The 26,183-nt window shown below is 40.2% G+C and carries 26 protein-coding genes and 1 pseudogene; 18 read left to right on the top strand and 9 right to left on the bottom strand.

What is annotated here, in order from left to right; translation table 11 throughout:
- The first annotated feature begins 133 nt into the window (after positions 1-133).
- Genes ABIE66_RS23985 through ABIE66_RS23970 form a run of 4 tightly spaced genes read left to right on the top strand, consistent with a single transcriptional unit; the run spans position 134 to position 3,288 of the window.
- Complete coding sequence (locus ABIE66_RS23985; protein WP_289314719.1) at positions 134-514, top strand: GntR family transcriptional regulator; 381 nt, start codon at positions 134-136, stop codon at positions 512-514.
- Positions 511-1,197: an ABC transporter ATP-binding protein gene (locus tag ABIE66_RS23980; protein ID WP_289326650.1), complete on the top strand. Its 687-nt coding sequence runs from the start codon at positions 511-513 to the stop codon at positions 1,195-1,197. The genes ABIE66_RS23985 and ABIE66_RS23980 overlap by 4 nt, the downstream gene beginning before the upstream one ends.
- Complete coding sequence (locus ABIE66_RS23975; protein WP_289326649.1) at positions 1,194-2,027, top strand: hypothetical protein; 834 nt, start codon at positions 1,194-1,196, stop codon at positions 2,025-2,027. Before ABIE66_RS23980 ends, ABIE66_RS23975 begins: the two co-directional genes overlap by 4 nt.
- 28 nt (positions 2,028-2,055) lie before the next feature.
- A complete protein-coding gene (locus ABIE66_RS23970) occupies positions 2,056-3,288 on the top strand; it encodes a hypothetical protein (RefSeq protein ID WP_370016559.1) in 1,233 nt (410 codons plus the stop codon).
- 165 nt (positions 3,289-3,453) lie between these two features.
- Here the strand turns inward: ABIE66_RS23970 and ABIE66_RS23965 are convergent, their stop codons facing one another.
- The 4 genes from ABIE66_RS23965 to ABIE66_RS23950 all read right to left on the bottom strand — a co-directional run bounded on the left by ABIE66_RS23965 (position 3,454) and on the right by ABIE66_RS23950 (position 6,447).
- Positions 3,454-4,653, bottom strand: a complete 1,200-nt coding sequence (locus tag ABIE66_RS23965; protein WP_370016558.1) for an MFS transporter — start codon at positions 4,651-4,653, stop codon at positions 3,454-3,456.
- Positions 4,654-4,665: 12 nt separating this feature from the next.
- Positions 4,666-5,052 (bottom strand): MarR family winged helix-turn-helix transcriptional regulator, encoded by a 387-nt coding sequence (locus tag ABIE66_RS23960; protein ID WP_370016557.1) that lies wholly within the window; start codon positions 5,050-5,052, stop codon positions 4,666-4,668.
- Between the two features lie 78 nt (positions 5,053-5,130).
- Complete coding sequence (locus ABIE66_RS23955; RefSeq protein WP_370016556.1) at positions 5,131-5,640, bottom strand: hypothetical protein; 510 nt, start codon at positions 5,638-5,640, stop codon at positions 5,131-5,133.
- 156 nt (positions 5,641-5,796) lie between these two features.
- Positions 5,797-6,447 carry a DUF6944 family repetitive protein gene (locus ABIE66_RS23950; RefSeq protein ID WP_370016555.1) on the bottom strand — a complete coding sequence of 217 codons (651 nt, stop codon included), beginning with the start codon at positions 6,445-6,447 and terminating at the stop codon, positions 5,797-5,799.
- A gap of 134 nt (positions 6,448-6,581) precedes the next feature.
- On the opposite strand from ABIE66_RS23950, the gene ABIE66_RS23945 reads away from it, so the two are divergent.
- The 9 genes and pseudogenes from ABIE66_RS23945 (at position 6,582) to ABIE66_RS23905 (ending at position 15,348) form a co-directional block, all read left to right on the top strand.
- Positions 6,582-7,061, top strand: coding sequence for a DUF4306 domain-containing protein (locus ABIE66_RS23945; RefSeq protein WP_370016554.1), 480 nt, complete (start codon positions 6,582-6,584; stop codon positions 7,059-7,061).
- Between the two features lie 324 nt (positions 7,062-7,385).
- Positions 7,386-8,033, top strand: a complete 648-nt coding sequence (locus ABIE66_RS23940) for a pentapeptide repeat-containing protein (protein ID WP_370016553.1) — start codon at positions 7,386-7,388, stop codon at positions 8,031-8,033.
- A 29-nt stretch (positions 8,034-8,062) separates the two neighbouring features.
- The gene (locus ABIE66_RS23935; RefSeq protein ID WP_370016552.1) at positions 8,063-8,362 is read left to right on the top strand and encodes a hypothetical protein; all 300 of its coding nucleotides are present in this window, start codon (positions 8,063-8,065) and stop codon (positions 8,360-8,362) included.
- A gap of 70 nt (positions 8,363-8,432) precedes the next feature.
- Positions 8,433-9,119: a VOC family protein gene (locus ABIE66_RS23930; RefSeq protein WP_289326640.1), complete on the top strand. Its 687-nt coding sequence runs from the start codon at positions 8,433-8,435 to the stop codon at positions 9,117-9,119.
- 404 nt (positions 9,120-9,523) lie between these two features.
- The gene (locus ABIE66_RS23925) at positions 9,524-10,774 is read left to right on the top strand and encodes a family 8 glycosyl hydrolase (RefSeq protein ID WP_370016551.1); all 1,251 of its coding nucleotides are present in this window, start codon (positions 9,524-9,526) and stop codon (positions 10,772-10,774) included.
- A 45-nt stretch (positions 10,775-10,819) separates the two neighbouring features.
- Positions 10,820-11,215: a VOC family protein gene (locus ABIE66_RS23920; RefSeq protein WP_289326638.1), complete on the top strand. Its 396-nt coding sequence runs from the start codon at positions 10,820-10,822 to the stop codon at positions 11,213-11,215.
- A gap of 239 nt (positions 11,216-11,454) precedes the next feature.
- Positions 11,455-11,793, top strand: a pseudogene (locus ABIE66_RS23915) (thioredoxin family protein); the annotation flags it as partial.
- Between the two features lie 196 nt (positions 11,794-11,989).
- On the top strand, positions 11,990-12,496 hold the full coding sequence (locus ABIE66_RS23910; RefSeq protein ID WP_289326637.1) for an RrF2 family transcriptional regulator: 507 nt from the start codon (positions 11,990-11,992) through the stop codon (positions 12,494-12,496).
- A gap of 2 nt (positions 12,497-12,498) precedes the next feature.
- Positions 12,499-15,348, top strand: coding sequence for a YhgE/Pip family protein (locus ABIE66_RS23905; RefSeq protein ID WP_370016550.1), 2,850 nt, complete (start codon positions 12,499-12,501; stop codon positions 15,346-15,348).
- A 46-nt stretch (positions 15,349-15,394) separates the two neighbouring features.
- Here ABIE66_RS23905 and ABIE66_RS23900 read toward each other — a convergent pair whose 3' ends face one another.
- The 4 genes from ABIE66_RS23900 to ABIE66_RS23885 all read right to left on the bottom strand — a co-directional run bounded on the left by ABIE66_RS23900 (position 15,395) and on the right by ABIE66_RS23885 (position 17,459).
- A complete protein-coding gene (locus ABIE66_RS23900) occupies positions 15,395-15,766 on the bottom strand; it encodes an ArsR/SmtB family transcription factor (protein ID WP_289326636.1) in 372 nt (123 codons plus the stop codon).
- Positions 15,767-16,195, bottom strand: a complete 429-nt coding sequence (locus ABIE66_RS23895; RefSeq protein ID WP_289326635.1) for an SRPBCC family protein — start codon at positions 16,193-16,195, stop codon at positions 15,767-15,769.
- Positions 16,196-16,373: 178 nt separating this feature from the next.
- Complete coding sequence (locus tag ABIE66_RS23890; protein ID WP_289326634.1) at positions 16,374-16,817, bottom strand: DUF6376 family protein; 444 nt, start codon at positions 16,815-16,817, stop codon at positions 16,374-16,376.
- Between the two features lie 36 nt (positions 16,818-16,853).
- On the bottom strand, positions 16,854-17,459 hold the full coding sequence (locus tag ABIE66_RS23885; protein WP_289314737.1) for a protein kinase family protein: 606 nt from the start codon (positions 17,457-17,459) through the stop codon (positions 16,854-16,856).
- 614 nt (positions 17,460-18,073) lie between these two features.
- Here ABIE66_RS23885 and ABIE66_RS23880 point away from each other — a divergent pair.
- A complete protein-coding gene (locus ABIE66_RS23880) occupies positions 18,074-21,160 on the top strand; it encodes an SH3 domain-containing protein (protein ID WP_370016549.1) in 3,087 nt (1,028 codons plus the stop codon).
- 48 nt (positions 21,161-21,208) lie between these two features.
- Here ABIE66_RS23880 and ABIE66_RS23875 read toward each other — a convergent pair whose 3' ends face one another.
- The gene (locus tag ABIE66_RS23875; RefSeq protein WP_289314739.1) at positions 21,209-21,640 is read right to left on the bottom strand and encodes an Rrf2 family transcriptional regulator; all 432 of its coding nucleotides are present in this window, start codon (positions 21,638-21,640) and stop codon (positions 21,209-21,211) included.
- 312 nt (positions 21,641-21,952) lie between these two features.
- On the opposite strand from ABIE66_RS23875, the gene ABIE66_RS23870 reads away from it, so the two are divergent.
- The 4 genes from ABIE66_RS23870 (at position 21,953) to ABIE66_RS23855 (ending at position 26,015) form a co-directional block, all read left to right on the top strand.
- On the top strand, positions 21,953-22,642 hold the full coding sequence (locus tag ABIE66_RS23870) for a DsbA family protein (RefSeq protein WP_370016548.1): 690 nt from the start codon (positions 21,953-21,955) through the stop codon (positions 22,640-22,642).
- 2 nt (positions 22,643-22,644) lie between these two features.
- Positions 22,645-23,055, top strand: coding sequence for a disulfide oxidoreductase (locus tag ABIE66_RS23865; RefSeq protein WP_289314741.1), 411 nt, complete (start codon positions 22,645-22,647; stop codon positions 23,053-23,055).
- Between the two features lie 310 nt (positions 23,056-23,365).
- The gene (locus ABIE66_RS23860) at positions 23,366-24,007 is read left to right on the top strand and encodes an NAD(P)-dependent oxidoreductase (protein WP_370016547.1); all 642 of its coding nucleotides are present in this window, start codon (positions 23,366-23,368) and stop codon (positions 24,005-24,007) included.
- Between the two features lie 265 nt (positions 24,008-24,272).
- Positions 24,273-26,015, top strand: a complete 1,743-nt coding sequence (locus ABIE66_RS23855; protein WP_370016546.1) for a phospho-sugar mutase — start codon at positions 24,273-24,275, stop codon at positions 26,013-26,015.
- Positions 26,016-26,183: the final 168 nt, after the last annotated feature.

The following is a 26,183-nucleotide window of genomic DNA, read 5'->3' as shown; positions in this document are numbered from 1 at the left end:
GTTTTCATTTTTTGGAATTCATTGTTGACAGCTTAGGTGTATTACGGGTATAGTACATCTATAAGGTGTATGAACCACTTAGTACATACACAAGTTAATACACGTAATTCTAAATAAATAGGGGGTGTTTTTAATGAATGTTAATACCCGGGAACCGGTATATCTGCAAGTCGTTAGGCATTTTAAAGAACAAATAGCCATTGGTAAATTCGTTGCTGGACAGGAAATTCCCTCCCGCAGAGAACTGGCGGCTTCACTGAATATAAATCCTAATACCGCTCAAAAAGCGTATAAAGAAATGGAGGAACAGGGCTTGATTCATACAGAACGAAATTTCCCAAGTCAAATCACGACGAATGAAACGATTTTACAGGCTGTAAGGCAGGAATTGATTCTGGCAGCGGTTGATTCGTTTGTCGATGCGATTCGTCCGATTAATGTACCAGTTGATGAACTGCTTCGTGTTGTTAAAGAAAAATATTCGGAAGAAATAAGGGAGGAGGAAGAAAAATGATAGAAGTAAAACGGATTTCCAAGAATTACGGCCGGAAAAAAATCTTGGATAGTGTTTCTTTTACAGCTAATAAAGGGGAAGTCACGTGTCTGATCGGGATAAATGGTGTAGGTAAAACGACTACACTCAAAGCCATTATGGGATTGACGCCATATAAAGGTGAAATCCTGATCGATGATCAAAAGATGACAAAGGACAGTTATGAAAAAATCACCTTCATTCCGGACGCACCGATCATGCTTCCGCAAATGACCGTTAAACAGGCAATGGTTTTCATGGAGGATTTCTATACGTCATGGAATTCGGAAAGAGCTAACCAATTGATGGGATTCTTCAAGCTGAAAGAGGAGACCCCCATTTCGGAACTGTCAAAGGGGAATACAGCTAAGCTCAACCTGATGCTTGGTTTGTCCCTTGACGTGGATTATGTACTGATGGACGAACCATTTTCAGGCATCGATATGTTTAGCCGCGAGCAAATCGCCGATGTCTTTGCGAGCCACCTTATTGAAGATAGAGGAGTCATCATCACGACCCATGAAATCGGTGATATTGAACATTTAATCGATAAGGTCATTTTATTGGATAACGGTACAGTGCTTAAAGAGTTCAAAACAGAAGAAATGCGTGAAGAGGAAGGAAAATCGGTAGTCGATGTAATGAGAGAGGTGTATCAATCATGATGCGATATTTAAAGCTAGTGAACTTTGAAATCAATCGATTTAGTAAAATATATATATCCTTATTGTTGATAACCTTGGTTTCGCAATTTGCTGGAGTGATCATCGTAACGAAGAGCCTTCTTAAAGATGCCAGGAAGATCATGTCGGATGAAAGACTATCCGAAGCTGCCTATATTGCGACTTATAATGGCATTGATTTTAGCCATATCGCCAATACCCTCTTGTTTGTAGGACCGATTGCGCTGAGTGCGGTTGCCCTTATTTTTTACATTTTCCTTATTTGGTATCGTGATTGGTTTGGTAAGAATACATTCATTTATCGGCTATTGATGTTACCGACATCCAGATTATCGATCTACCTTTCAAAAGCTACGGCCATCTTCCTGATGGTATTAGGGTTGATTGCTTTCCAAATCATCATTTTACCAATGGAAAATGCCCTATTTAATTCAAATGTGCCGGAAGCATTCTTGAATGCGGAAATGTCAACTTACTCCATAGCGAAAGCCAATCAGGTATTGATGTTGATCATCCCAAGTACCTTCACGCAATTCCTGCTTTCCTATGGCATCGGTCTTATGGTCATGTCGATATTATTCACAGCGATCATGTTTGAAAGAAGTTTCCGCATAAAAGGAATCGTACTGGGCTTGGTGTATTGCGGAATTGCTGCTGCATTGTTTTTAGCTCCTGTTTTCGTAATGGCGCTTGGTAAATTCCATTTTTATCCTAATGAATTATTTGGTCTGCTGCTCGCATTAGGAATCATTGTGACAGGGCTTTCGATTTGGCTTGGTTCCTGGTTATTGAAAAACCGCGTTACCGTATAACAACAACTATTAAAGGAGAGTGAACAAGGTGAAACGTTATCTATGCAGCATCATTATTGGAATGGTTGTAATCTTAAGCATCGGGACCTATTATGTCAAAGTAGCTTCCTCCGCTTCCAGCCTACCAAAGTATACGTTCAAGACGCTAGAAGGCAGTGATAAAGAGCTTGATCCGGTGACCATAAATGCTTCGCTTGAAAATGGTGTCTTTTATGAATCGTTAACAATTGAATCAAATCGAACCACATATGACAGTGAAAAGTCTTACTGGCAGAACTTATCTGGAAGACAAGATTATCAAATTGAAAGATTAATAAAAGAACATCGTTCGTTTATGCGTGGCAAGGATTCCATTAGTTCTTTATATGAAGACGATGATTTTCTGGCTTACGCTTGGGTGAATAACGAAATTACGAATAACGGGAAAATGGAAGCGAAGTTTGATATCGGTTTACTGGAGAAGAAGGATGAAGAGGAAACTTTTTTACAAATTGAACTTCCCGACCAAGAGAGAATCATGAATGCTGATGTCAGGGATGTGCAGTTGGTCCATTCAAAACTACAGGTTTTAACGATGAATGATGTGAATTCAAGTGATGATAAGCAAACGAAAGAGGTTCATCTGTATACGATCGATTTAGCTAATAAAAAAGTTTTGAGCGATAAAACCCTTTTATCCGAAGCCTTTACTTACCCCAATCAAGTAGATTTTGAGATGCCAATTGATATTGCTCCTTCCCAGCCAAACAATATGGTTTTAATTTCTGTAATTAAAGGAGTAAATCATGAGGACGGTCCCTATGAGGAAAAATTAAATGAAAGCAAACTGTTATCTTATAATTATGAAACGGAAAAAGTAGAAACGGTTAAATTACCCAAAAAGGAATCTCTTAGCCTTGGTATGGTTGAATCAGGATATGTGGACGGGAAAAAACTTTACCTAATTGATAAGAAATCCGATAATTATCGCATTAAAACGTTTGACCTAAGCAGTCAAACATTAACGAATGACATGGAGCTAGATTTAGCTGTTAATAAAAAGGAACAAAACTTCGCTGCCATTAAGAATGGACGTGTGTACTTCCTATTAGGCAACGGAGTGGATCAAGTGGGCTCATTAACATACAACCCTGCCAAACTTCTAATCGCTGATATAAAGACTGGAAAGACTTTATATAAAGGTGAATCGGTCATGCAAGCAACAAATAAAAAGAATGGCAGAAAATTTGGAATCTTTATCGATGAATTGGAAGTAAAATAAGGATCACTATAACTAGAAGCTGTCTCAAAAAGTATAAACTTTTTTGGCAGCTTCTTTTGGTGAAGTTCGGATTATGGTTCATGAAGGACGACTTCTGTGGGCATTAATCGGCTTACTGCTTTAAATGAAAAAGGGATATCCTCCAATAGGATATCCCTTTTTCATTTAAATGGAAGCCAAGTTCGTTCTGGCTGTACGTTCCTTCTTGCCGTGCAAGAAGTAGTAAAGGACGGAAGTTGCGATGACTAAAACGCCCAGGATGACATAAAGTGTGCTGTAACCTGTTACTGGAATGATGAATCCCAGAATATAAGGGCCGAATCCAAGTCCTGCATCAAGCATGATAAAGAAGGTGGACGTTGCCATCCCCATTCGGTGAGGCGGTGTCAGTTTAACGGCAATCGCCTGAGAGCTGGATTGCATATTACCGAACCCAAGGCCAATGAGGAAACCAGCTGCTAGTAAAGTGAAACTATTGGTTGTCATACTTAGAAGCAGCAAGCCGATTCCGAAAATAATGAAAGCCGGATACATAATGAAGTTCGATCCTTTCCGGTCCATCAGTGGTCCTGAGAATGGACGTGATAACAATACGGCTACTGCGTAAACTACAAAGAAGAAGCTTGCCGTATTGACCAGATTGATTTCAATGGCATAAAAACTGATGAAAGAAAGGACACTGGAATAACAGAATGCCAATACCAGAGTGATGATTGAGATGGGCAGTGCCTTAGGTTCAATGAAATTGGAAAGCTTGAATCCTTTGCTTTCCGTAACTTTGGCCGTCACTTTCAATGCCGGGACATGTAAGAAGAATGCTGTAATCAGGCTGATCACTCCTAAAGCCAGGCAGAAACTGAAAATGACTTGGAAGCTTGTATGTTGAGCCATATACAGACCGATGAAAGGACCAATTGCCGTCGCAAGTGTTGCACTCATGCTGTAATAGCCGATGCCTTCTCCCTTTCGTGTTGCCGGGATGATCTGGGCAACGATCGTTCCTGTCGCAGTACTCGCCATCCCCATCGCCATACCATGGATCAGGCGGTTAACAAGCAGGAAGCCAATTCCAAGGTCCACAAAATATAGAAGTGTTGTCAAAGTGAAAAAGATCAAACCTATGAATAATGTTTTCTTGCGGCCGATTGAATCAATGAAACGGCCAATGAACAGACGTCCGATTAACGTCCCGATAATAAAAATACCCGATATGAGTCCGGCTTCACTTGTAGAAGCATCCAATTCATTAACAGCATAGATGGCAAGTGTCACCATCAGTAAATAAAAGATTAAGGTTATGAAAAAATTGATGGACGAAACGATGACAAAGTCCTTCGTCCACAGTCTGGCTCTGGATTGATCCATGTTATTATCTCCTTATTTTATAATGTTATTTCTTATTTCGCCCATGATGCGTATGGCTGCGAGTTGTTCCTCTTCAGTGATTCCTTTCAAGATAGCCTGTTCGTATTGATCAATTGTCACGCGGACTTCACTGTAGATCTTTTTGCCAAGCTCCGTAAGCCGCATTCTTCTTTCGCGCTTATCTTTGCTTGGCACATGCTCGACATACCCCAGCTCTTCCAAACGGGCAATGGTCCTCGTAATCGTTGGCTTTTCCACACCTTGATAATTGGCAAGCTCTACAAGCGTCGCCGAACCATAATTGATTAAGAAATGTAAAATGGACCATTGCGCCCTGTGTAAATCATGCTTGTTCAGCTGGATATTAAGATTATTTTCAAACGGACGGTACAGCAGCAAAAATTGCTGAAAGAACTTTTGGTAAGTCTCTATCAGAAACACCCCTTATACTTAATATATAGTTACCGTGAGTAATTGTTACCCTGAGTAACTATAATAACAAAGTAAATCCATTCTGTCCACTCGGATTTGTATTGTTAATTTAATAAAATGAAGGGGAGGAGCGATCCTGAAACTCACGAGTAAAAGCCCCGAATTCACGAGTAAAGAGCCGAAACTCACGAGTAAAAGCCCCGAATTCACGAGTAAAGAGCCGAAACTCACGAGTAAAAGCCCCGAATTCACGAGTAAAGAGCCGAAACTCACGAGTAAAAGGCCGAAATTCACGAGTAAAAGGCCGAAACTCACGAGTAAAAGCCCCGAATTCACGAGTAAAGTGCCGAAACACACGAGTAAAGAGCCGAAACTCACGAGTAAAGAGCCGAAACTCATGAGTAAAGAGCCGAAACTCACGAGTAAAAGCCCCGAATTCACGAGTAAAGAGCCGAAACTCACGAGTAAAAGTCCCGAATTCACGAGTAAAGTGCCGAAATTTACGAAAAGCGATGATAATTTTGAGCTGTATGTATCAAATTTAAACAGGACCATTGGTTTTTGGAGGGGATGGGCTTTGAGCCATTCTAGGAGTGGGGAAGCGGGAAGAGTTGGAAATTGGATGAGAAGTATATGCATTGTTTTTGTACAAGCGGAAACAAGGGTTCTTGATGAAAGTCGAACTTGCAGGCACTTAATTACCAGTCAATTTCATGCGTAATAGTTTGCATAGCTATAATGGCCGTTATGTTCATCCTTACCTTTCTCAGGTTGTTCGGGTTCTGGTCCAATGGATAAGGCATCGATTAATATGAATGCACCGATAACTTGGGTCCAGCTGCCAAGCAAAAGAATTTGCTCTCCCATCCGTCGTTTTTCATTCAAAATGAAAATATTTCCGATCGATTCCAAAAAAGAACCTGCAGCAATGAGGCCATTTCCTTTGATCTCTAGAGAGCGTGAAAATGTCGCCTCCGTCAGTGATGCCCCGAATGCTTCAAAAGTGGCACCCAGGCCTTGGATTCCACTGCCGAGTGCATCGGTTCTGGTGCCCTCTTCCTCTGAGCCACTCAACTGCATATCTATTCCAACTGCATTTGCGGTATTACCAGCAGCCTCAAGCCAAGCACCGAATATGAAATAGGTTTCCGAACGTTCATTTTCCGAATTCAGCATTTTCGTCCGGCCGATTGCTTGCAGCGAATTTCCAACCGCTTCAATGACATTCCCTTTGAGGACCAGATCTTTGCCGAGATTAGTGCCCGTTAAAGTTTGCCGGGTTTGACCGATTGCACCTACGAGTGTACCGAGGCCCAGTAACCATGCTCCTGAAATAAGGAGGTCATCTCCATGAGTGATCATATCTCAAACGCTCCTTAAAAGTGGTTACATTATATTATTCAGGAAACAATGATTGTTTACATATTGCTTTAATATCGGGAACTCGGTTGAAAATTAACCATTAATTGGTATAATGACAGCTGGAGGAGATGGCATTGACTTTTAAATATTTTTTGCAAATAATAATCGCTGCACTTTTCTTTATGGTATTTTCATTTTGTGCATGGTTTGAAGGCATCGAAATTCTGGATGAACCTTGGGAATGGAAGTATTCCGCGCATTTTTCACAAGTAAGTGATGATGAGGTGATGGAGGCACATGATATCTCGAATTTGGATCATTTCGTGTATGCCGCAAAATTCAAGCCGTTATTTCCATTTCTAATGGCCCTTACCGCTTCATATATAATCATATTTACGGGTTATACCTTATTCAAAAGAAGCATTAAAAAGATAGCACTATTTTTGGCTGGATTTGGGGTCCTTTTTCTGATTTCAAGTGGTTTCATATCCGCTTCCCCGACTGTTGGAGGAAATATCTTTCAAGCTTTTTTCCTGATAGGTGGAATGATAGCCATAATGGGCGCAGCTCTATATTATTTCCGGATCCCAAAAAGATTCAATACTGAAATATAAAATCACTTCATCCGTTTTTATGAAGTAAGCGAGGCTGCCGATGAGGCAGCTTTTTAATTTGCAGTGGCAAAGGTGACACAAAAGTACCAAAAATAATAGTCATTTTCGCAAAATTCTTAGATTGAACTTCACCGAAATATAGTTTATATTTAAGCCGAAATTGAGTAGACCAGTTGCTATATTACCAGAGGTGAACCCTTATCGGTTCAATGCATCGCACCTTTCAAATAAAGGGATACGCTGTTAAAAGCAAAACGTACTGTTTCCTGTAAAGAAGTGTGATGCAGTAGTTGGGAAAAAGAAATAAAGCGAAAAGGTGATAATATGTCAGGCAAAATCAAAATTGAACAGCCAAAGATCCCCCAAGACTTAACTCAAGCGAACTTTCAGGAATTATATTATCAGGATGAGCCTTATCTTGAGTCCTGTATCATAACTAACTGCACGATCGATAGAGAAAAAATGGACAAAATCGTATTATCACAGGTTGTTTTTAAAAATGTGATATTCAGCGATGTATCTTTCAGGAATATCGAGCTGACGGATGTCATTTTTGACCATTGCGATTTGACGAATGCGGATTTCATGGGTGGCTCGATTCATCGGGTGGAATTCAAGGAGTCCAAACTTTTAGGCATTAACCTGTCTGACGCAAGTTTAGGCAATGTCTCTTTTGAGAATTGCAACTTGAATTTAAGTGCATTCGGTTATTCCGGTTTGAAGCAAGTGAAGTTCGATCATTGCTCAATGGAAAGTGCTGATTATTATGAGTGTAAATTCATTAAAGTGAAGATCGAAACATGTAGATTAAATGAAGCGAACTTTTCCCGGACACCGCTCAAAGGAATCGATATTAGCAGTTCTACATTTCAAAGGCTTACCGTATCCCTGGAGGATTTAAATGGATGCGAAGTTTCCCCGGACCAAGCGATAGGCTTTGCAGCCATGCTTGGAATGAAAATTAAAGAATGATCCTTTTTAAGATGAAAAGATGAAAATACATGACCAAATGGAGAAGGAGAAATGATTCAAAACAAAGTGGTTTGATTACTGGTTCTCCAACAGGGCGGAACATTTCAGTTACGGTAGAAGAAATTGCCGACATGGTCATTTTTGCTTCAACAACAGGGGCGATCATGTTAAATGGAACCATCGTAAACTGCGCTGGCGGAGAGATTTTTTCAATAAGGCCGCCTTTACTATATGTATACGGGGGACCACCGATTTGGTGGTCCTTTTTGAGTTGGCTGGCCGAAAAATTAAGGGATATTCCATTGGCTATTTGTGGTAAAAATAGGTAAAGTGAATATGAATATATATATTTTAATATGTAAATGAAGAGTACGGGTTTGGGAGAAGGGGGATTAAACTTTGATTATCAATAAGGTCACTTTGTATAGTCATGCATTGAATGATATGCGGAATTTTTATGTTAATGAGTTAGGATTTGAGTTACTATCGCATACTGATGATGGTTTTGAAATTAAGGCAGGGGACAGTGTGCTTGAAATTAAAAAATATCATCTCCAGGAAAAGCCTTTTTATCATTTTGCCATGAATATACCGACCAATTTATTCACTTCGGCCAAAGCATGGGCGAAATCAAAAGTGGAATTGACTAGAGAAGATGATGTGGACGAAGTTTATTTCAGCTATTCAAATGCACATGCCTTTTATTTTTCAGACCCTTCAGGCAACATTGTCGAGTTCATTTCCAGATATTCCGTATCACCCAAATCTGAGGCGGAGTCTTTTTCAGCTCAAAACGTCCTGTGTATTAGTGAAATAAACATTACGACGAATGAAGTAAGGAGCTTGGGAAATCAGTTGGTCAGTTTTGGTGTACCCGTAAGGAAGGCTGAAACGTTAAGTGAAGATGGATTGAATTTCATGGGGGAACATGAAGCAGGTTCGTTTTTACTTTTAGGTCCAAGTAAACGGCGGTGGATCTTTTCGGATAGAGAGTCGGAAATCTTTCCGCTTTCGATAGTCGTTAATCAGCAATTAGAAATTTCATTGGATGGCGAAGGCCTTATGGAGTTGAAAAAAGTGGAATGACCAAGGGGTAAGATTGATATGTCCGGAATTTGGAATGATGAAAGAGGTGAGTTAATTGAGGAATTTCATTTTTTTGACAATGGTTATTTTAAGTTTAATTATCCTATTCGGATTAAGATATTCATTTAATCTCATTACTGATTCAAATTTTATGAGTATAAACTTATTACTCCTGATATCAGTATTAATAATTAGGAGTAAATTAAATATCACTTTCTTTAAATAAGGCTATGAATCTTAATGTTTTGTAAAAGGATAAAGTAGGCCCTTTTTCTTTTGTCTTCCGGAAAGGAAGAAAAGTCATGTTAATAGATTGAAATGCTCATAGCCAAACATAAAAAAGAAGTGAATACTGCACCATAACCCAAGGAGCGAGCCATGAAAAAAAAAATTTATTGATAGCGGTGGGCTCGATCGTTTTCGTGATCATTGCCTCGCTAGCATTGGTATCTCAAACCACAAAGAAAGAGAGTGCCGGTAAAAGGGCATTTCCTCAGCATACAGTCTATCAAGCGGGTACGATAAAACCTGACAATCTATCTCAGAAGGCGATGGATGATGCCGTAGCGAATTATTATAAAACCTGGAAAAATGAATATTTGAAGCAGCCTGCTGATAAAAATGATGAATATTATATCTTTTACAATGATAAAGGATATGCAGAACCCAAGAACGCAGTGACCGTTTCTGAAGCGCACGGTTATGGGATGATGGTTACGGCAATAATGGCAGGCAGCAAGGACAAACAGTACTTCGATGGTCTGTATCGTTTTTATAAAGCGCATCGAAGTGACAATGACCCTTCATTAATGGCGTGGCAGCAAGTTAAGGATAAATCGGGCAAAATCATAAATACTCCAGGGGATGCCGATTCAGCAACTGATGGCGATATGGATATCGCCTATTCGTTATTATTGGCTGATCGCCAGTGGGGAAGTGAAGGGGACATCGACTATCTCGCCAGAGCAAAGGACATCATGGATGCGATCATGTCGAATGAGATAAATCGGTCGCAGTCCCTGATTAAACTAGGTGACTGGGCGGAGGATGAAGATGAAGTATACGGACAATCGACTCGTTCATCGGACTTTCTTCTGAATCATTTGAAGTCATTTGAGGAGGCAACTGGGAATCATGAATGGAAAGGTGTTACGGATAAGGCCTATGCGATCATTCATTCCATTTATAAGGAGAAAAGCGGCAATACTGGTCTCATGCCGGACTTCATTGTACAATCCAAGGGAGAGTATCAGCCAGCACAAGCTGACTTTTTAGAAGGGGAGAATGACGGCAATTATAGCTGGAACAGCAGCAGGACCCCTTGGCGGTATACGCTCGATTACTTACTGACTGGTGATGAAAGGGCGCTGCCGCAATTAAAGCGGATGAATGATTGGATTAAAGAGGAAACGGATGGAAACCCTGAAAATATCCAATCGGGCTATACGCTAAGCGGAAAAGCCTTGGAAGAAGGGAATAGTACAAGCTTCGTTGCTCCATTCATGGTAAGTGCCATGGTTGATTCCTCCAATCAGCAATGGATTAATCAGTTATGGAATCGGACGATACAGGAACAAGATGATGATGATTATTTTGCCAATACGATAAAATTACAGACAATGATCGTGGTTTCAGGTAACTGGTGGGCACCATGATTCAATGCAAGAACTTAATTAAAGATGAAAAGGGGTTTGATGAGAATGATGAAGGTCACACCTTTCTTGATGTTCGAAGGAAATGCGGAAGAAGCAATGAATTACTACACATCTTTAATCGAAGGATCGAAAATAACCAGCATGAAACGTTATGGTGCAAATGAATCAGGTACAGAGGGGAGTGTCATGCAGGCTACCTTTACCTTGAAGGATCAGGAATTTATGTGCATCGATAGCAATGTTAAGCATCAATTTACGTTTACACCTTCGTTTTCAATATTCCTTACATGTGATAGTGAAGAGGAAATTGACAGGCTTTATGCGAGCTTAACTGATGGCGGACAAGTGATGATGCCATTGGGTGATTATTTCTTTAGTAAGAAGTTCGGATGGGTATCCGATAAGTTCGGTGTTTCCTGGCAACTAACTCTCCCAATATGAATGAAGTGAAAAGACCACTGGAAAGTGGCTTTTTTCATGAATAAACACTGATTTGTGGATTGCTAGATTAAAAGTAATATCACATACCTGTCGACGGAAAAAGAGAATTTTTCATAAACAATCAACATAAACCGGGCAATAGTGGGATAGATCGAGGTTAAACCGTTTGAACTGGGAAGGAATAAATTATATAGTAATTCTTGAGTACATATATTCATTGATTAAAGTATGATGATGATAAGAAAAGCTCGGAGGAGACAATCATGAAAAATATTAATACAGAACAAGAATACCGTGAACAAATCAAACAAGAGGGACTGACGGTCGGGATTTTTACGACTACGTGGTGTCCAGACTGCAAACGTTTAGATATGTTCATTGATGAGATCACTCAAGAACATCAAGACAAACAGTGGTTTACAATCGATCGTGACGAGTTCCCAGAGATTTCTGAAGAGCAAACCGTAATGGGAATTCCATCTTTATTAGTATTTAAAAATGGAGAAAAGGTTGCACACCTGCACAGTGCAAATGCTAAAACTCCAGAGGCAGTCAATGAATTTTTAAATGACCTATAATAGATCCTTCCAAAGGTGAACCCCGCATGATGTTGTCATGCGGGGTTCACCTTGTTTTGAGGACCCAAAACGCTTTTTTAGAAATTTTTTCTAGAAATAACTTGATTTCTAAGTTGAAACAGGGTTTAATTATAGATACCGAATATCCATTATGGATATCAAACATCCACATATATACTTGAAGAGGTGAACTGATTTGCAATTAACAAAAGGTGTCGAGCAAGCTATATGCATCATTGTTATACTCTCTACCCAGGATAAAAATGTACCGCTTTCGTCTAATGAGATCAGCAGGCGGTTAGAGGTGTCTCCTTCTTATTTGAAGAAAATCATTAGGAAATTGGTCGTTAAGCAGATAATCACTTCCGTTCCTGGTAATAATGGCGGCCTTTCTCTTGCCAAAAGTGTAGATAAGATTAAAAACCTTGAAATTATTGAAGCGATGGAAGGCCCCATTTCGATGTTTCCAGATACAGGACTTATAGAAAAAGCGTTTAAAGATGGAGAGTATGCAGAAAAGGGCATGGACGTTCTTCGTCGGATGTTTTCTCAGGCGGATGAACTTTTAATGGATTTCTTTTCCAGTCAAACGGTAGCAGATTTGCTTAAAGAAAGCTTTGGCACCACGGATATACCGACTGTTAATTGGAATTCGGGGTCATTGGGTGAATTAATTCGTGAAAAGAAAGGTGAAAAAGAGTGAACATGCTTAAACAAGAATGGAAGCTTTTACTTACAAATCGAAAACTGATCGGGGTCGCAATCGTATTACTGTTCGTGCCGATTATTTATGGGGGGTTATTCCTAAGTTCTGCTTGGAATCCATACGGAAATACCGGTAAATTGCCTGTTGCAGTCGTGAATAATGATGTGAAGGCGGAGTATGAGGGTAAAACCTTATCTGTCGGTGATGAGCTAATCGAGCAATTAAGGGACAACGATGATTTAGAATGGCATTTCGTAACGGAAAAAGCGGCGAAAAAAGGATTCGATGATGGTACATATTATATGGTCGTCACCATTCCTGAGGACTTTTCGAAAAATGCTTCAACCGTCATGGATGATAAGCCACAAAAAATGAATTTAACGTATGATGTGAATCCTGGACGCAGTTTCGTTTCTGAAACGGTCGGAAAACAGGCAACGAATAATTTGAAAACTGAAATTGCAGAAAGTGTCACAAAGGAATATGCAGAAGCGATCTTCTCACAACTGGATGAAATCGGAGATGGATTCGGTGATGCAGCAGATGGGGCATCAAAACTGGATGACGGTGCTGAAAAACTGAATGATGGAAACAAAGAAGTGACAGACAATCTGAATAAATTGGCTTCCAGTACATTAACTTTTAAAGATGGCGCGAATAAACTTCAAATTGGCGTTGGCGAGTTTTTGGAAGGCGCCAATAAACTTGAACGTGGGGCGTCGGAATTAAGTAAGGGAATTTCACAATACACGTCTGGTGTCGGTCAGTTGCAAACGGGTGCTAACGAACTCGCATCTGGTACAGGGGAGTTGACTAATAATAGTGAAGCGCTTATACAAGGTTCTTCCCAACTTTCCACTGGGCTTGCAAAAATGATTCCAGGAGCCCAAACATTAAATAATGGATTGGCACAAGCGCAAACAGGCAGTGCGAATTTAAATGATGGCTTGAATCAGTTATCACAAAATGCAAGCCAGCTGACTGACGAATCGACGGGAATCCCAAAAATGGCAGTAGGTCAGCAGAGCTTAAATGAGGGAATCACTAAACTTTCAGAAGGAAGCCAGGCATTAAATGACGGCCTGAAAAAGATGGATGGCCAATTGCCCGCGGAAGAACAGCTGAGTCAGCTTAAGCAAGGCCTGACAAGCATTCAAAGCGGTGTAAATCAATTGCAAGAAGCGGTTCCTGCAGGAAGCGGTGCGTCCGGTACCGTATCGGGCATTACAGCAAATCTCGAGAATAGCCAAGCAGCTTTAACAGAACTTCAATCAACGATTGCGAATAATGGACAAAGCACAATCAATACTGTACAAAACACTGAAGCATACAAAAGTATGACCAGTGAACAACAATCCGAATTAATCGGAGCCATTCAAAATGAACTTCAAATGCAAGCGGAAGCACAAAAACAAATTGCATCGACTCTTGCTTCAAGTGTATCCGACTTATCAACACAATTAACGAATAAAGTAATGCCAGTATTGAATGGATTAGGCCAGCTTCCAGAACAAGTGGCCAATTTAAATAATGCGGTGAATAAAGTCAATCCAAACGCGGCATCAGCGTTAAATGGATATACCGCGATAAGGAACGCACTGGAAGAACAATTGATTCCTGGTGCAACCCAATTAAATAGCGGCTTGAATGAAGCGGTTAAAGGCAGCAATCAATTAACGGCGGCAACCGAAAGCTTAAATGAACGAGCACCGGAACTAGTGAATGGGATCAATCAGTTAGCACAAGGCGGTTCCTCGTTAAATAATGGCTTGTCAAAACTAACTGAGGGATCTGGTCAGTTGGTTGATGGAGTTTCACAACTTCAAGCAGGGTCATCCTCCTTTGGAAATGGTCTGGAGAAGTATGCATTTGGTGTTAGCAAAGTTGGCGAGGGGGCGAACAAACTTGCTAATGGAGCCAATCAACTGAATGCCAACTCAGCATCCTTGAACGATGGCTCATCAGCACTTGTTAAAGGCACTGAACAATTGGCAAGCAATCTGCCTACTTTAAGCAATGGGGTGATCCAACTTGCTGAAGGCGCAGGTAAGATCAATGAAGGTTCATCGGCACTAGCTGAAGGTTCACATAAATTGGGTGATGGAATCTCCTCACTAAAAGATGGAACGGTCGAACTTTCGGAAAAACTAAGTGATGGTGCAGAAGAAATAAGGGGAAATAAAACAACCGATGATAATTACAGCATGATTGCTGAGCCGACACAGGTTAAAGAACAAAAAAGCAGTGAGGTGCCTAATTATGGTCATGCTCTGGCTCCTTACGTATTGTCTCTAGGGTTATTTGTAGGAGCGATTGCCTTCAATATGGGATACCCGACAGGCAAGCCATCTACAAGACCTACATCAGGAGCGGCATGGTGGTTCAGTAAATTTACGGTCCTATTTATACAAGCCACGATTTCAGCATTAGTATTGGATGCAATCATGATTTGGGGTATGGATTTACAGGTCGAGAACATGGGGCAATTCATAGGGGTTTCCATATTGACTTCCCTTACTTTCATGTTCATCGTTACTTTCTTAACTGTAGGATTTGGAAATCCAGGTCGTTTATTAGCGATGATATTCCTTGTATTACAGCTAGGAGCAAGCGGAGGAATGTTCCCTGTGGAACTGACCAATAACTTCTTCAGTCATGTTCACCCGTTCATACCAATGACATACTCAGTCATGGGCTTCCGTCAGGCGATGAGTACGAGCCTTGGAGCGGATGCATTGACAACGAGTATCGTGTTCCTTACTGGATGCATTATTGTATTTAATTTACTGTTGTTGCTAACGATGGCCATCAGGAAGCGCAAAGAACACAATATTGAAATGGATGCATAAATTAATGAAGAAAACCCCCCGGTGCAATGCGCCGGGGGGTTCTTCATTATGATTGTTCATCCGTGTCCTTTTCTTTTTCGGCGGCTTTAAATCCATTTTCCCTTGGATTTTCAATCACATGTTTAAGGATGGATAGTTTGTTATCCCAAAATTGATCGTAAAAAGAAAGCCACTGTTTCAATTCCGCTAAAGGTTCTGGATGAAGCCGAAAGCGTTTCTCTCTTCCTACCTTCCGGCCACTGACCAATTCAGCTTCAGAAAGGATATGAAGATGCTTGGCAATCGCTGTACGGCTCATGGAAAAGTGAGAAGTGATTTCTGAAATGGGTAAATCACCTTCAGCAAGCAATTGCAGGACCTTTCTGCGGGTTGGGTCCGCGATAGCCTGAAATACATCATGCTTTTCTGCTGCAGACACTTAGCCCTCAACAGCCTTTTTAAGATTTTGATTAACGATCTGTTCCCAGCCATGATCCATTCTATCGCGAATGACTGAGCTTTTTTCGTTCGGTTTCGGAAGAATCGTGTCAGGCTCTTTCCAACCACCATGAATAAGGGTAAACTCCGTTTTGCCATCCAGTTCTTTTAAAGTGAACGATATGATCCAACCGTCCGTATCCCAAGCGAATGAAAGCCGATGAGGAGCATCTAACTCTAATACCTTACAAGGAGAAGGACCAAAAGGTGATTGGACATGGAACTCATGTCCAACTTTCGGTTGAAAATCATTTGGCATGAACCATGAAGCTATACCCTCGGCAGTCGAAACTGTATCCCAAACTTTTTGGATGGGTGCTTCAAGAATAATCGTCTTTTTGATATCTTGTAATGTATGTTGATTTTCCATACTGATTCTCCTTTTTAATTAAAAATATAAAACCAATTGGTTTCGCTTTATCGATTATATAAAACCTTTTGGTTTCATGTCAATAATTTGTTCCGAACATTCCTTTTTTATTCATGATTCCTTGAAATTAAAAGGGACATCGGTACGAGGAGTTCTTCATTTTAATGGAGCAGGCTGCTTAATTACCCAACTCTTCAATTTGCTTTGCCAATCCTGTTATATTATCGATTGATTTCATTATCTCTGAATCTTCCAATGCCTTAGGGTCAATTTGGCCATTTTCAATATTATTCAAGTATAATTCAATTCCATCTGAAAGCTGTTGATTTGAGCTGACGATCTTCTCATGGATGCCTTCAGCGATTTGGGGTGGTTCAGTTGAATTGAATTCTTCAATCTCCGTTTTCATTAATTCCAGTTCTTTTTCAAGATTTGCTCTTGCTTCGGTATTCGCGACGGCGTCTTGTGACAATGCGGGCACCTCATTGGAAAATTCCTTAACGGTACTTATATACTCCGTGGCATTATCTGCATACTCCAATGATGAATTGACTTCTCCCAAAAGCGAGCATCCGCTTAATGTAAGGATGGACAGTAAAGCAATGGTCATGATTTTTTTCATATGTGCCTCCAATGTGATTTTTTTATAGTGATATGATCAGATGGGCAAGAATCTCTTTTTATAAATCGCTGCAATGGAATTCAGTATGAAGCCTGGGATTTTCTTCGGAAAAAATGACTTCGAATAGAAAAGGTGAAAAGCACTTTTCAGGTCGTGCCACTGATTGCAGGATTTCACTTGCTTAAACCTCGCAACGTCAATGATCTTCACCTTCTTTTCGGAAGTGATGAAGATGTTTCGTAAATGAATATCAGAAGGGTTCAATCCCTCTTTCCTTGCTAATTGTAAGGCATGGTCAATCTCCTTGATATTTTCTTCCGTTATTGGGATTCCCAATGTTAAACATTCAAAAAGGGTGTTGCCTTCGATGTGATCTATTACCAGATAATTTACCCCCGCATCATATAGGGTTGGATAGTAATCGATCGATTGAACGGTTTTGTATATTTCAGCTTCTACTTTAGCTGTGTGAGTATGGTCCGGGAAAAATACTTTTAGTGCTTTATTGGTGGAATGTATTCGGAATACATAAGCGCTGCGGCCTTTTCCGATAAGTGATAAAGATGGGTCGGCATCAAGCAATATATGCTTTTTATCATCGGAAATCTTAACGCTTTGAGCTAATTCATTATAGTTCTGCATACTTTTCACCTCTATTGTGCAATTTTTTCGATTAAAAAAGACGGTATAACCGATTTTTGGTTATACCGTCTTTTGAAAATTAAAAAGACCTCACCAAATAATCGGCAAGGTCTTGCAAACAACTAAAATCAGTTGCCAATAAAGCCGAGGATTAAATCCTGTACTGACGACTTTATTGTATAGCTACTCCCCTTAACAGAAGGATTCATATAGGTTATATACAGTAATTATATAGGTTATGGCCTCGATCCGTCAAATATAAGGATTGTAGGCTTACCCTTTATGTATATTCGGTATGCGTAGAAAGATGCTCGTCTCATAAACATTACTATGAGTATGAATGAATTATTTCAAAATATCTTATTTTACGTCATTAAGCTTGTATCCGCTTCTTATGGAACTTAGTGAAATGGATTGCATTTCTAATGTTACTAATTAATTACTTAAATGTCTATTAGTTTACTGTTGTGTTACAATCTCGTCCATCTCTCTATAGATCTAAAGGAATATGTTATATTTTTAACGAATAAGCACAATTACCTATAATATCATACTAAATTTAACCGATATTTAAATAAATGTTAAAAATATAATTCTTTAGTAGGGAGAATGAGATGAAGAAATTAATTATACCAACTTTCTGTTTTGCAGTGTTGTCTACAGTTGCTTTCGAAGAAAAAATAGCTGCAGCTCCACTACAAGCAGAGCATGCCAATATTGAAAAAAGCGTCATGTTTGTAAATGTAAATTCCGGTTCGCTAAATATGAGAAAAACTGGTGGGGATAGTGCAAGCATAGTTGCAAAGCTGGCAAAAGGCACACAAGTAACCGTATATTCGGAATCCAGAGGCTGGGCGAAGATCAGAGCCAATGGAAAAGATGGATATGTCAGTACCAAGTATTTATCGGCAACGAAGCCAGGGACTTTAACTAAAGCTGCAGTAACCATTAAAACGGCAGAGAAATATGTGAATGTCAGTACAGGTTCACTCAATATGCGCAAAAGTGGAAAGGATAGTGCAAGCGTAGTCGCGAAGCTGACAAGGGGCACACAGGTAACGGTGTATTCGGAATCCAAAGGCTGGGCGAAGATCAAAGCCAATGGAAAAGACGGATATGTCAGTACCAAGTATTTATCGGCAATGAAGCCTGGAACGGTGACCAAAGCTGCGGCACCCGTTAAAACGACAATGAAATATGTGAATGTGAGCACAGGTTCACTTATTATGCGAAAAAGTGGGGCAGATAGTGCAAGCGTAGTCGCGAAGCTGACAAGAGGCACACAGGTAACGGTGTATTCGGAATCCAAAGGCTGGGCGAAGATCAAAGCCAATGGAAAAGACGGATATGTCAGTACGAAGTATCTATCGGCAACGAAGCCTGGAACGGTAACCAAGGCTGCGGCAACCGTTAAAACGACGACAAAATATGTCAATGCAAGCACGCTCAATATGCGAAAAAGCGCGATAGTAAGTTCAAGCATAATTACGAGGCTTTCAAAAGGAACGAAAGTGACGGTGTATTCGGAATCCAATGGCTGGGCAAAAATCAAAGCCAATGGAAAAGACGGTTATGTCAGCACCAAATACCTGTCTGCTGCAAAGCCGGGATCGGGATCTACAGTAGCCACACCTGAAAAAACGACGATAAAATATGTGAACACGGGTTCACTCAATATGCGAAAAAGTGGTACAGAAAGTTCAAGCATAGTCGCGAGGCTTTCAAAAGGAACGAAAGTGACGGTGTATTCGGAATCCAAAGGCTGGGGGAAAGTCAAAGCCAATGGAAAGGACGGATATGTCAGCACCAAATATCTATCGACGTCAAAGCCGGGATCGGGATCCACAGTAGCCACGCCAGAAAAAACGACGACGAAATATGTGAACACGGGTTTACTTAATATGCGAAAAAGTGGTACAGCAAGTTCAAGCATAGTTTCGATGCTTTCAAAAGGAACGAAAGTGACGGTATATTCAGAATCCAAAGGCTGGGCGAAGATCAAGGCCAATGGAAAAGACGGACATGTCAGCACCAAATATTTATCGACAACAAAACCAGGAACGGAAACCACGCCCTCCATACCTGATAAAACGACGACGAAATATGTCAATGTAAGCTCAGGAACGCTTAATATGCGAAAAATCGGGTCCGAAAGTGCCAGCATAGTCGCGAAGCTTTCAAAAGGAACGCAAGTAACGGTGTATTCGGAATCCAAAGGTTGGGCGAAAATCAAAGCCAATGGGCAAGATGGGTATGTCAGTGCTGACTTTCTTTCAACAACAAAGCCAGAAGCCAAACCCTCCATACCTGAAAAAACGACGGTGAAATATATAAATGTAAGCTCTGGTTCTCTGAATATGCGGAATAAACCGTCAGAAAGTGCTTCCGTTATTGTGAAATTGGCAAAGGGTGTGAAGGTGGAAGTCATCTCGGAATCAAATGGCTGGTCAAAAATAAAAGCGTATGGCGGAGAAGGTTATGTCAATACGCAATATCTATCAGCAACGAAGCCTGGTTCTGTACCGGAAAGCCCGAATCTCAATCCAGACGAGGAAGAAACCACGTTAGTTAAATATGTAAAAGTGAATGATGGCTACAGTCTTAATATGCGCTCTTTTGCATCAGCTTCCGCTTCAATTATAGCCAAACTCGTAAACAATACGGCCGTAACGGTGTATTCTGAGTCCAATGGTTGGTCAAGGGTCACGGCTAATGGAAAAACGGGATATGTCAGTACGCAATATTTAACTGCTAAAGCACAAGGTCCAGGAAGTTCGAATGGATCGATAATCAGGATCGATAAAGAGTACAATCTTACGATGGACAAGATGGTTGAAATTCAAATGGCCGTAAATGGTCAAACGGATAAAACGTATAAAACCTACATACGTGAGGATGGGTTAACTTTAATCAATTCAACAAAGGGAACGGTAAAAGGAAGCGGATGGCGTGTTAGGGGCGGAGCTGGATCTAATTATTGGGAAGTCGGTGCTGTCAGCAATAATCAATCATTGAATATTAAATCAAAAGTAAAGGGCTCTGACGGATACTATTGGTATGAAGTGAGTTATAACAAGACATGGGTAAATGCCAGTCCGGATGATATAAACTATAATCTCAACCCAGATAATTTTGTGAATGATCCAATCAAATCGTTCCAGTTCGTTAAGCTCTCCCAGGTCACCAACATGAACGTTTCTGAAGTGAATGCTAGAATCCTTTCAGGTAAAGGGATTTTACAAAGCCAAGCTGCAACCTTCACTACGGCAGGGGAAAAATATGGGGTCAATGAAATTTACCTGATTTCACATGCTTTGCTGGAGACCGGGAATGGTACTTCACCGTTAGCAACAGGAGTTAAGGTGAATGGGAAAACGGTCTATAATATGTACGGAGTGGGAGCTTTTGACGGAACAGCGGTAAGCAGCGGCGCTCAATACGCATATAAAGCAGGCTGGTTCACCCCGGAAGCGGCCATTATAGGCGGTGCCGAATTCATCGCCAAAGGGTATATCTCTGCTGGACAGGACACGCTTTACAAAATGAGATGGAATCCTACAGCTGCAGAGAAAAATGGATATGCTTCACACCAGTATGCAACTGATATTGGCTGGGCAACAAAACAAGTGAAACAGATTTATAATTTGTATAGTTTACTAGATTCCTATAAAATGACGATTGAAGTTCCTAAGTATAAATAAGAAAACAGGAAAAAACACATGAGTCCGACTCATGTGTTTTTTTGCTATTTAGTTTTTATCCTTTTCCAGAATACCTCTAACGACATCCTCTATAGTCACCACTCCAAGCGCCTTTTCCAAGGCAAGTTCAGCGACTGAAAAGATGGGCTCTATTGTATCTTGTATATTTCTTCCAACAGTGCATGCTGGATTAGGATTTTCATGGATTCCAAATAATTCTTTATCGGAGACAACGTTAACAGCCTGATAAACATCGAGCAAAGTAATATCTGATAAGTCCTTGGCCAATGTCGCTCCGGCGATACCCGGCCGAACGTTCACTAAACCTGCATTCTTCAGCATGCCGGTGATTTTTCTGATTAAGGCTGGGTTTGTGTTTACACTTTTTGCTATAAAATCAGAAGTGTTAACGCCTTCTTTGTTTATTTCTAAAAGAGATAATATATGGATTCCTACGGAAAAGCGGGTACTGATGGACATCTCTTTTTTCTCTCCTTTAAAATCTCTATTCTTATATAGTATAAATTATTTAACATGTAATTCAAGTGGTTACAAGTTATAATGGCCTGCAAGAATAATATTTATCCATTAACCGTTTCCTTGTCAAGTCACGCCGTTTTTGCAAAGGCAAAAATAAAAGGTATGTGTAATTGACAAACCATCATGATGAAACTTATATTATAACGTGTAAATGAATCAGTTACAGGTGAAGGCTACAGGAAGGGGGAACTGAAATCGCCGCTATGGCTGCAAAAGGAATATCGACACAACTACAAGTGATGGAGGTATATGATGGCTAATAAAAAAAAGGGTAATCAAAAACAATCTTCTGCATTCACGTTTTGGATCATAGGGTTAATCGCTGTAATCATTATTGGCTTTATATTTTTAGCAAATGGGAAGGACGAAGATACAGCCGTTAATGAAATCGATTATAAATCACAGCCTTATTTGGGAGAAAAATCGGCTCCTGTCCAAATAGTGGAATTTGGTGATTATAAATGTCCAGTATGTAAGACATTCGAGGAGCAATTCTTTCCTTCCATACAAAGTGAACTGATCGAAACAGGAAAAGCGCAATTTTATTTCATGAATTATTCGTTCATTAACATCGATTCAACCAGATCCGCTAAATTTGCGGAAAGTGTTTATCAAGAATTAGGAAATGATACCTTTTGGAAATTTCATGAGCTGTTGTACGATAAGCAGCCAGATGACTTGAAATATGAAAAGGTAGATGTCTTTACGGATAAATTCCTAGAAGAAACATTGAAAGAAATCGCAAATGACAAAGATGTGAAAAAGGTCGTTTCCTCTTTTAAAGCCGAAAAGTCCGAGGACCAATGGAACAAGGATATGGAGTTGGCCGACGAATTGGGCGTTTCTGGAACACCTTCCTTATTTGTCAATGGCAAGAAGTTTGAAGGAAATACAATTGATGATTTAGTGAAAATGGTTGATGATGCAGCGAAGGAGAAATAGTGATGAACAAACCACTATTATTTTCGTGGATCCTATCCATCATTGCCACTGCTGGAAGTCTCTACTTTAGTGAGATTCTCCATTATGTACCTTGTACCTTTTGTTGGTATCAAAGGATCTTGATGTACCCGCTCGTTATTTTATTGGGCCGGGCCTTTTATGAGCAAGACCTGAAAATCCATCGATACATCCTCCCATTATCGATTTTGGGCATGTTGGTGTCAGGATATCACTATAGTCTGCAAAAAATTCCGGCACTACAGCATTTCGAAATGTGCCAAAGCGGTGTTCCCTGCTCAGGCGAGTATATAAATTGGCTAGGATTCATCACGATCCCGTTTTTGGCTTTTATTGCTTTTACTCTCATTACTATCTGTATGGGATTGCTAATGAGGAAGAATGGAAAGAACTGATCAATAAGTGCACCATTCCTTGTGTCTGCAAGGAATGGTGCTTTTTTTATCGACGAAAATCGGGATATATCTATCGGAATTTGAAATATATCAACGGAAATCGGGATATATCTATCGGAAATTGCAATATATCAGCGAAAATCGGGATATATCAACGAAAAATGAAATATATCGACGAAAACCGCAATATATCATCGAAATACTTCCTCGATAAATAAGTTGACAAAACAGCAACCTGTAACTTATATTATTACATGTAAGTAATTTGATTACAATTATAATTCAAAAATGATATAGGAGGAATTTGAAAATGAAAATAGGTATTATAGGTGCGAGCGGAAAAGCTGGAAGTCTGATTTTAAAGGAAGCATTGACTAGGGGACATGAAGTTACGGCCATTGTCAGAGATGAAGCCAAAGTCCAAATTCAAGGTGCATCCGTACTGGAAAAGGATCTATTCGCTCTGAAAGCGGAAGATATTAAAGAATTTGATGTGGTAGTGAATGCCTTTGGCGCTGCTCCAGGGAAAGAACATCTGCATGTGGATGCAGGAAAAATCCTAATTGACGCCATGAAAGGGGCTCCTAAAACTAAACTGATCGTTGTTGGCGGAGCTGGAAGTCTTTTCGTTGACGAGGCGAAAACGACACGTGTACTGGAAACGCCTGAATTCCCTAAAGAATACTTTGCAACGGCATATAATCAATCCAAGAACCTTGAGGATTTACAAAATGCAACTGGCATCCAATGGACGTTCATCAGTCCTTCAGCCTTCTTTGATCCGCAAGGAAATAGAACCGGAGAGTATAAATTGGGTAGAGACAACCTTCTTGTAAACTCAAAGGGTGAGAGTTATGTAAGTTACGCCGATTTTGCCCTTGCAGTACTTGATGAAATTGAAAACCCGCAACACATCAACCAACGCTTCACCGTTGTTGCCGAAGCTGAATAATTTGTAAGGTGATCCATCATCGTGGACATCGCTCCTGTTTACAAGCGGTGATGTCCACGATCACCGCAACATCGCCATCCTCTATTTTTGCCTTCCAACAAATTTTTTATGTTGAGAATATTGACTGTTGTCTATTTATTGCTGATAATATAGCGAAGAAAGTCGTATGAACGGCTTTTTTTTATTTCAGCGGTAATTGTTATTTTTTAGTGAAAACATCTAGATTTTCCAAGGGAAACTAGAAAGAAAGAAGGACTATGTGAAGATGGATTGGAAATGTTCTTACCACTCATGGGTGAATTTCGAAAACCTTGATGAGGAAATGAAATCATTACTTAACAAGATGCAAGATGATGAAAAAAATATTGAAGATGCGTTTTATAAGAACTTGGAATTCGGCACAGGCGGTATGCGAGGGGAAATTGGGGCAGGTACCAATCGGATGAATCTATATACAGTCCGTAAAGCAACATTGGGATTAGCCCATTATCTGCAATCGATGGGTGATGAAGCAAAACGCAGAGGTGTCGCGATTGCCTACGATTCACGTTTCAAATCGCCTGAATTTGCCTTGGAAGCAGCCAAGACCCTTGCTACAGAAGGTATCAAGGCTTATCTATTCGATGAGTTAAGACCAACGCCGGAGTTATCCTTTGCCGTTCGTGAACTGAATGCTTATGCTGGGATCGTTATCACAGCAAGTCATAATCCCCCTGAATATAATGGCTATAAAGTGTACGGGCCAGATGGTGCCCAGCTTCCTCCGGCAACGGCTGATAAAGTGATTGAATTCGTGAATGCGATTGAAAATGAACTTGCCATTTCGGTAAAAGATGAAGATATATTGAAAGCGCAAGGCCTCATCAAGATGGTTGGAGAGGAAATCGATACTGCTTATAATGATAAATTGCTTACTGTGCCCGAAAATAAAAACCTAAGTGAAGAAGTTGATGTGACTGTAGTATTCACACCGCTTCATGGCACGGCAAATAAGTCGGTTAGAAGGGCTTTACAAGATCTGGGATACGACAAGGTACATGTTGTAAAAGAGCAGGAATTGCCTGATCCCAATTTTTCGACAGTCAAATCCCCGAACCCTGAAGAGCATGCAGCATTTGAAATGGCCATTGAATTAGGAAATGAGGTATCGGCAGACCTCTTGATCGCAACAGATCCTGATGCAGATCGACTCGGTATCGCCGTTAAAAATAAAGATGGCGAATATGTGGTGCTTACAGGTAATCAAACAGGTGCACTAATATTGGATTATCTTTTGAAAGAAAAGAAATCTAAAGGCACTTTACCTGAAAATGGAGTTGTTTTAAAAACGATAGTAACCTCTGAAATAGGCCGCAGAATCGCAAAGGAATATGGTTTAGGGACCGTTGATGTATTAACGGGTTTTAAATTCATCGCTGAAAAGATCAACGAATATGAGGAAAGCGGTAAGCATACTTTCTTATTCGGATATGAAGAAAGTTATGGTTATTTAATCAAGGATTTTGCCCGTGATAAAGATGCGATCCAAGCGGCCATTCTTGCGGTGGAAGTTTGTGCCTACTATAAAAAACAGGGCATGGACCTATATGAAGGATTGCTTAATATCTTTGAAGAGTACGGATATTACCTGGAGGGACTTCAGTCATTGACTTTAAAGGGGATTGAAGGCGCTGGGCAGATTCAAGGGATATTGAATCAATTCCGCAATGCTCCTCCAAAGCATATAGCCGGAAAAGCTGTAACGATTCAAGAGGATTATCAAAGTGGCGTGAAGCTCAACATGGGCACCAATAAGGAAGAAGTCATTGATTTACCTAAATCAAATGTAATTAAGTACTTCCTTGAGGATGGTACATGGGTATGCTTACGTCCATCTGGCACAGAACCTAAAATCAAATTCTATTTCGGGGTCCAAGGTGAAAAGATGGAATCAGCCGAGCTGAAATTGAAGCAGGTCATGAATGCTTTCATGGAAAAAATTAATGGGATAATCAATAGTGCTACATAAGTCAGACCCTTGGACCTGACAGCCATATATATTGAAGAAAATAAGGCCTTTTCCTGTTTTCATCGGGAAAAGGCCTTTATATTTTCTGAAGATGGGTTTGGGGAAAAGTTGCAATTATATATGGGATTACAAATGTTTCATGCTAACATATTTACAAAAAACAAGTCT

It is taken from the genome of Peribacillus sp. B2I2 (assembly GCF_041261685.1).
Classification (GTDB): domain Bacteria; phylum Bacillota; class Bacilli; order Bacillales; family DSM-1321; genus Peribacillus.
The sequence above is the reverse complement of the archived record's forward strand: the minus strand, read 5'-3'. Positions and strand labels throughout refer to the sequence as shown.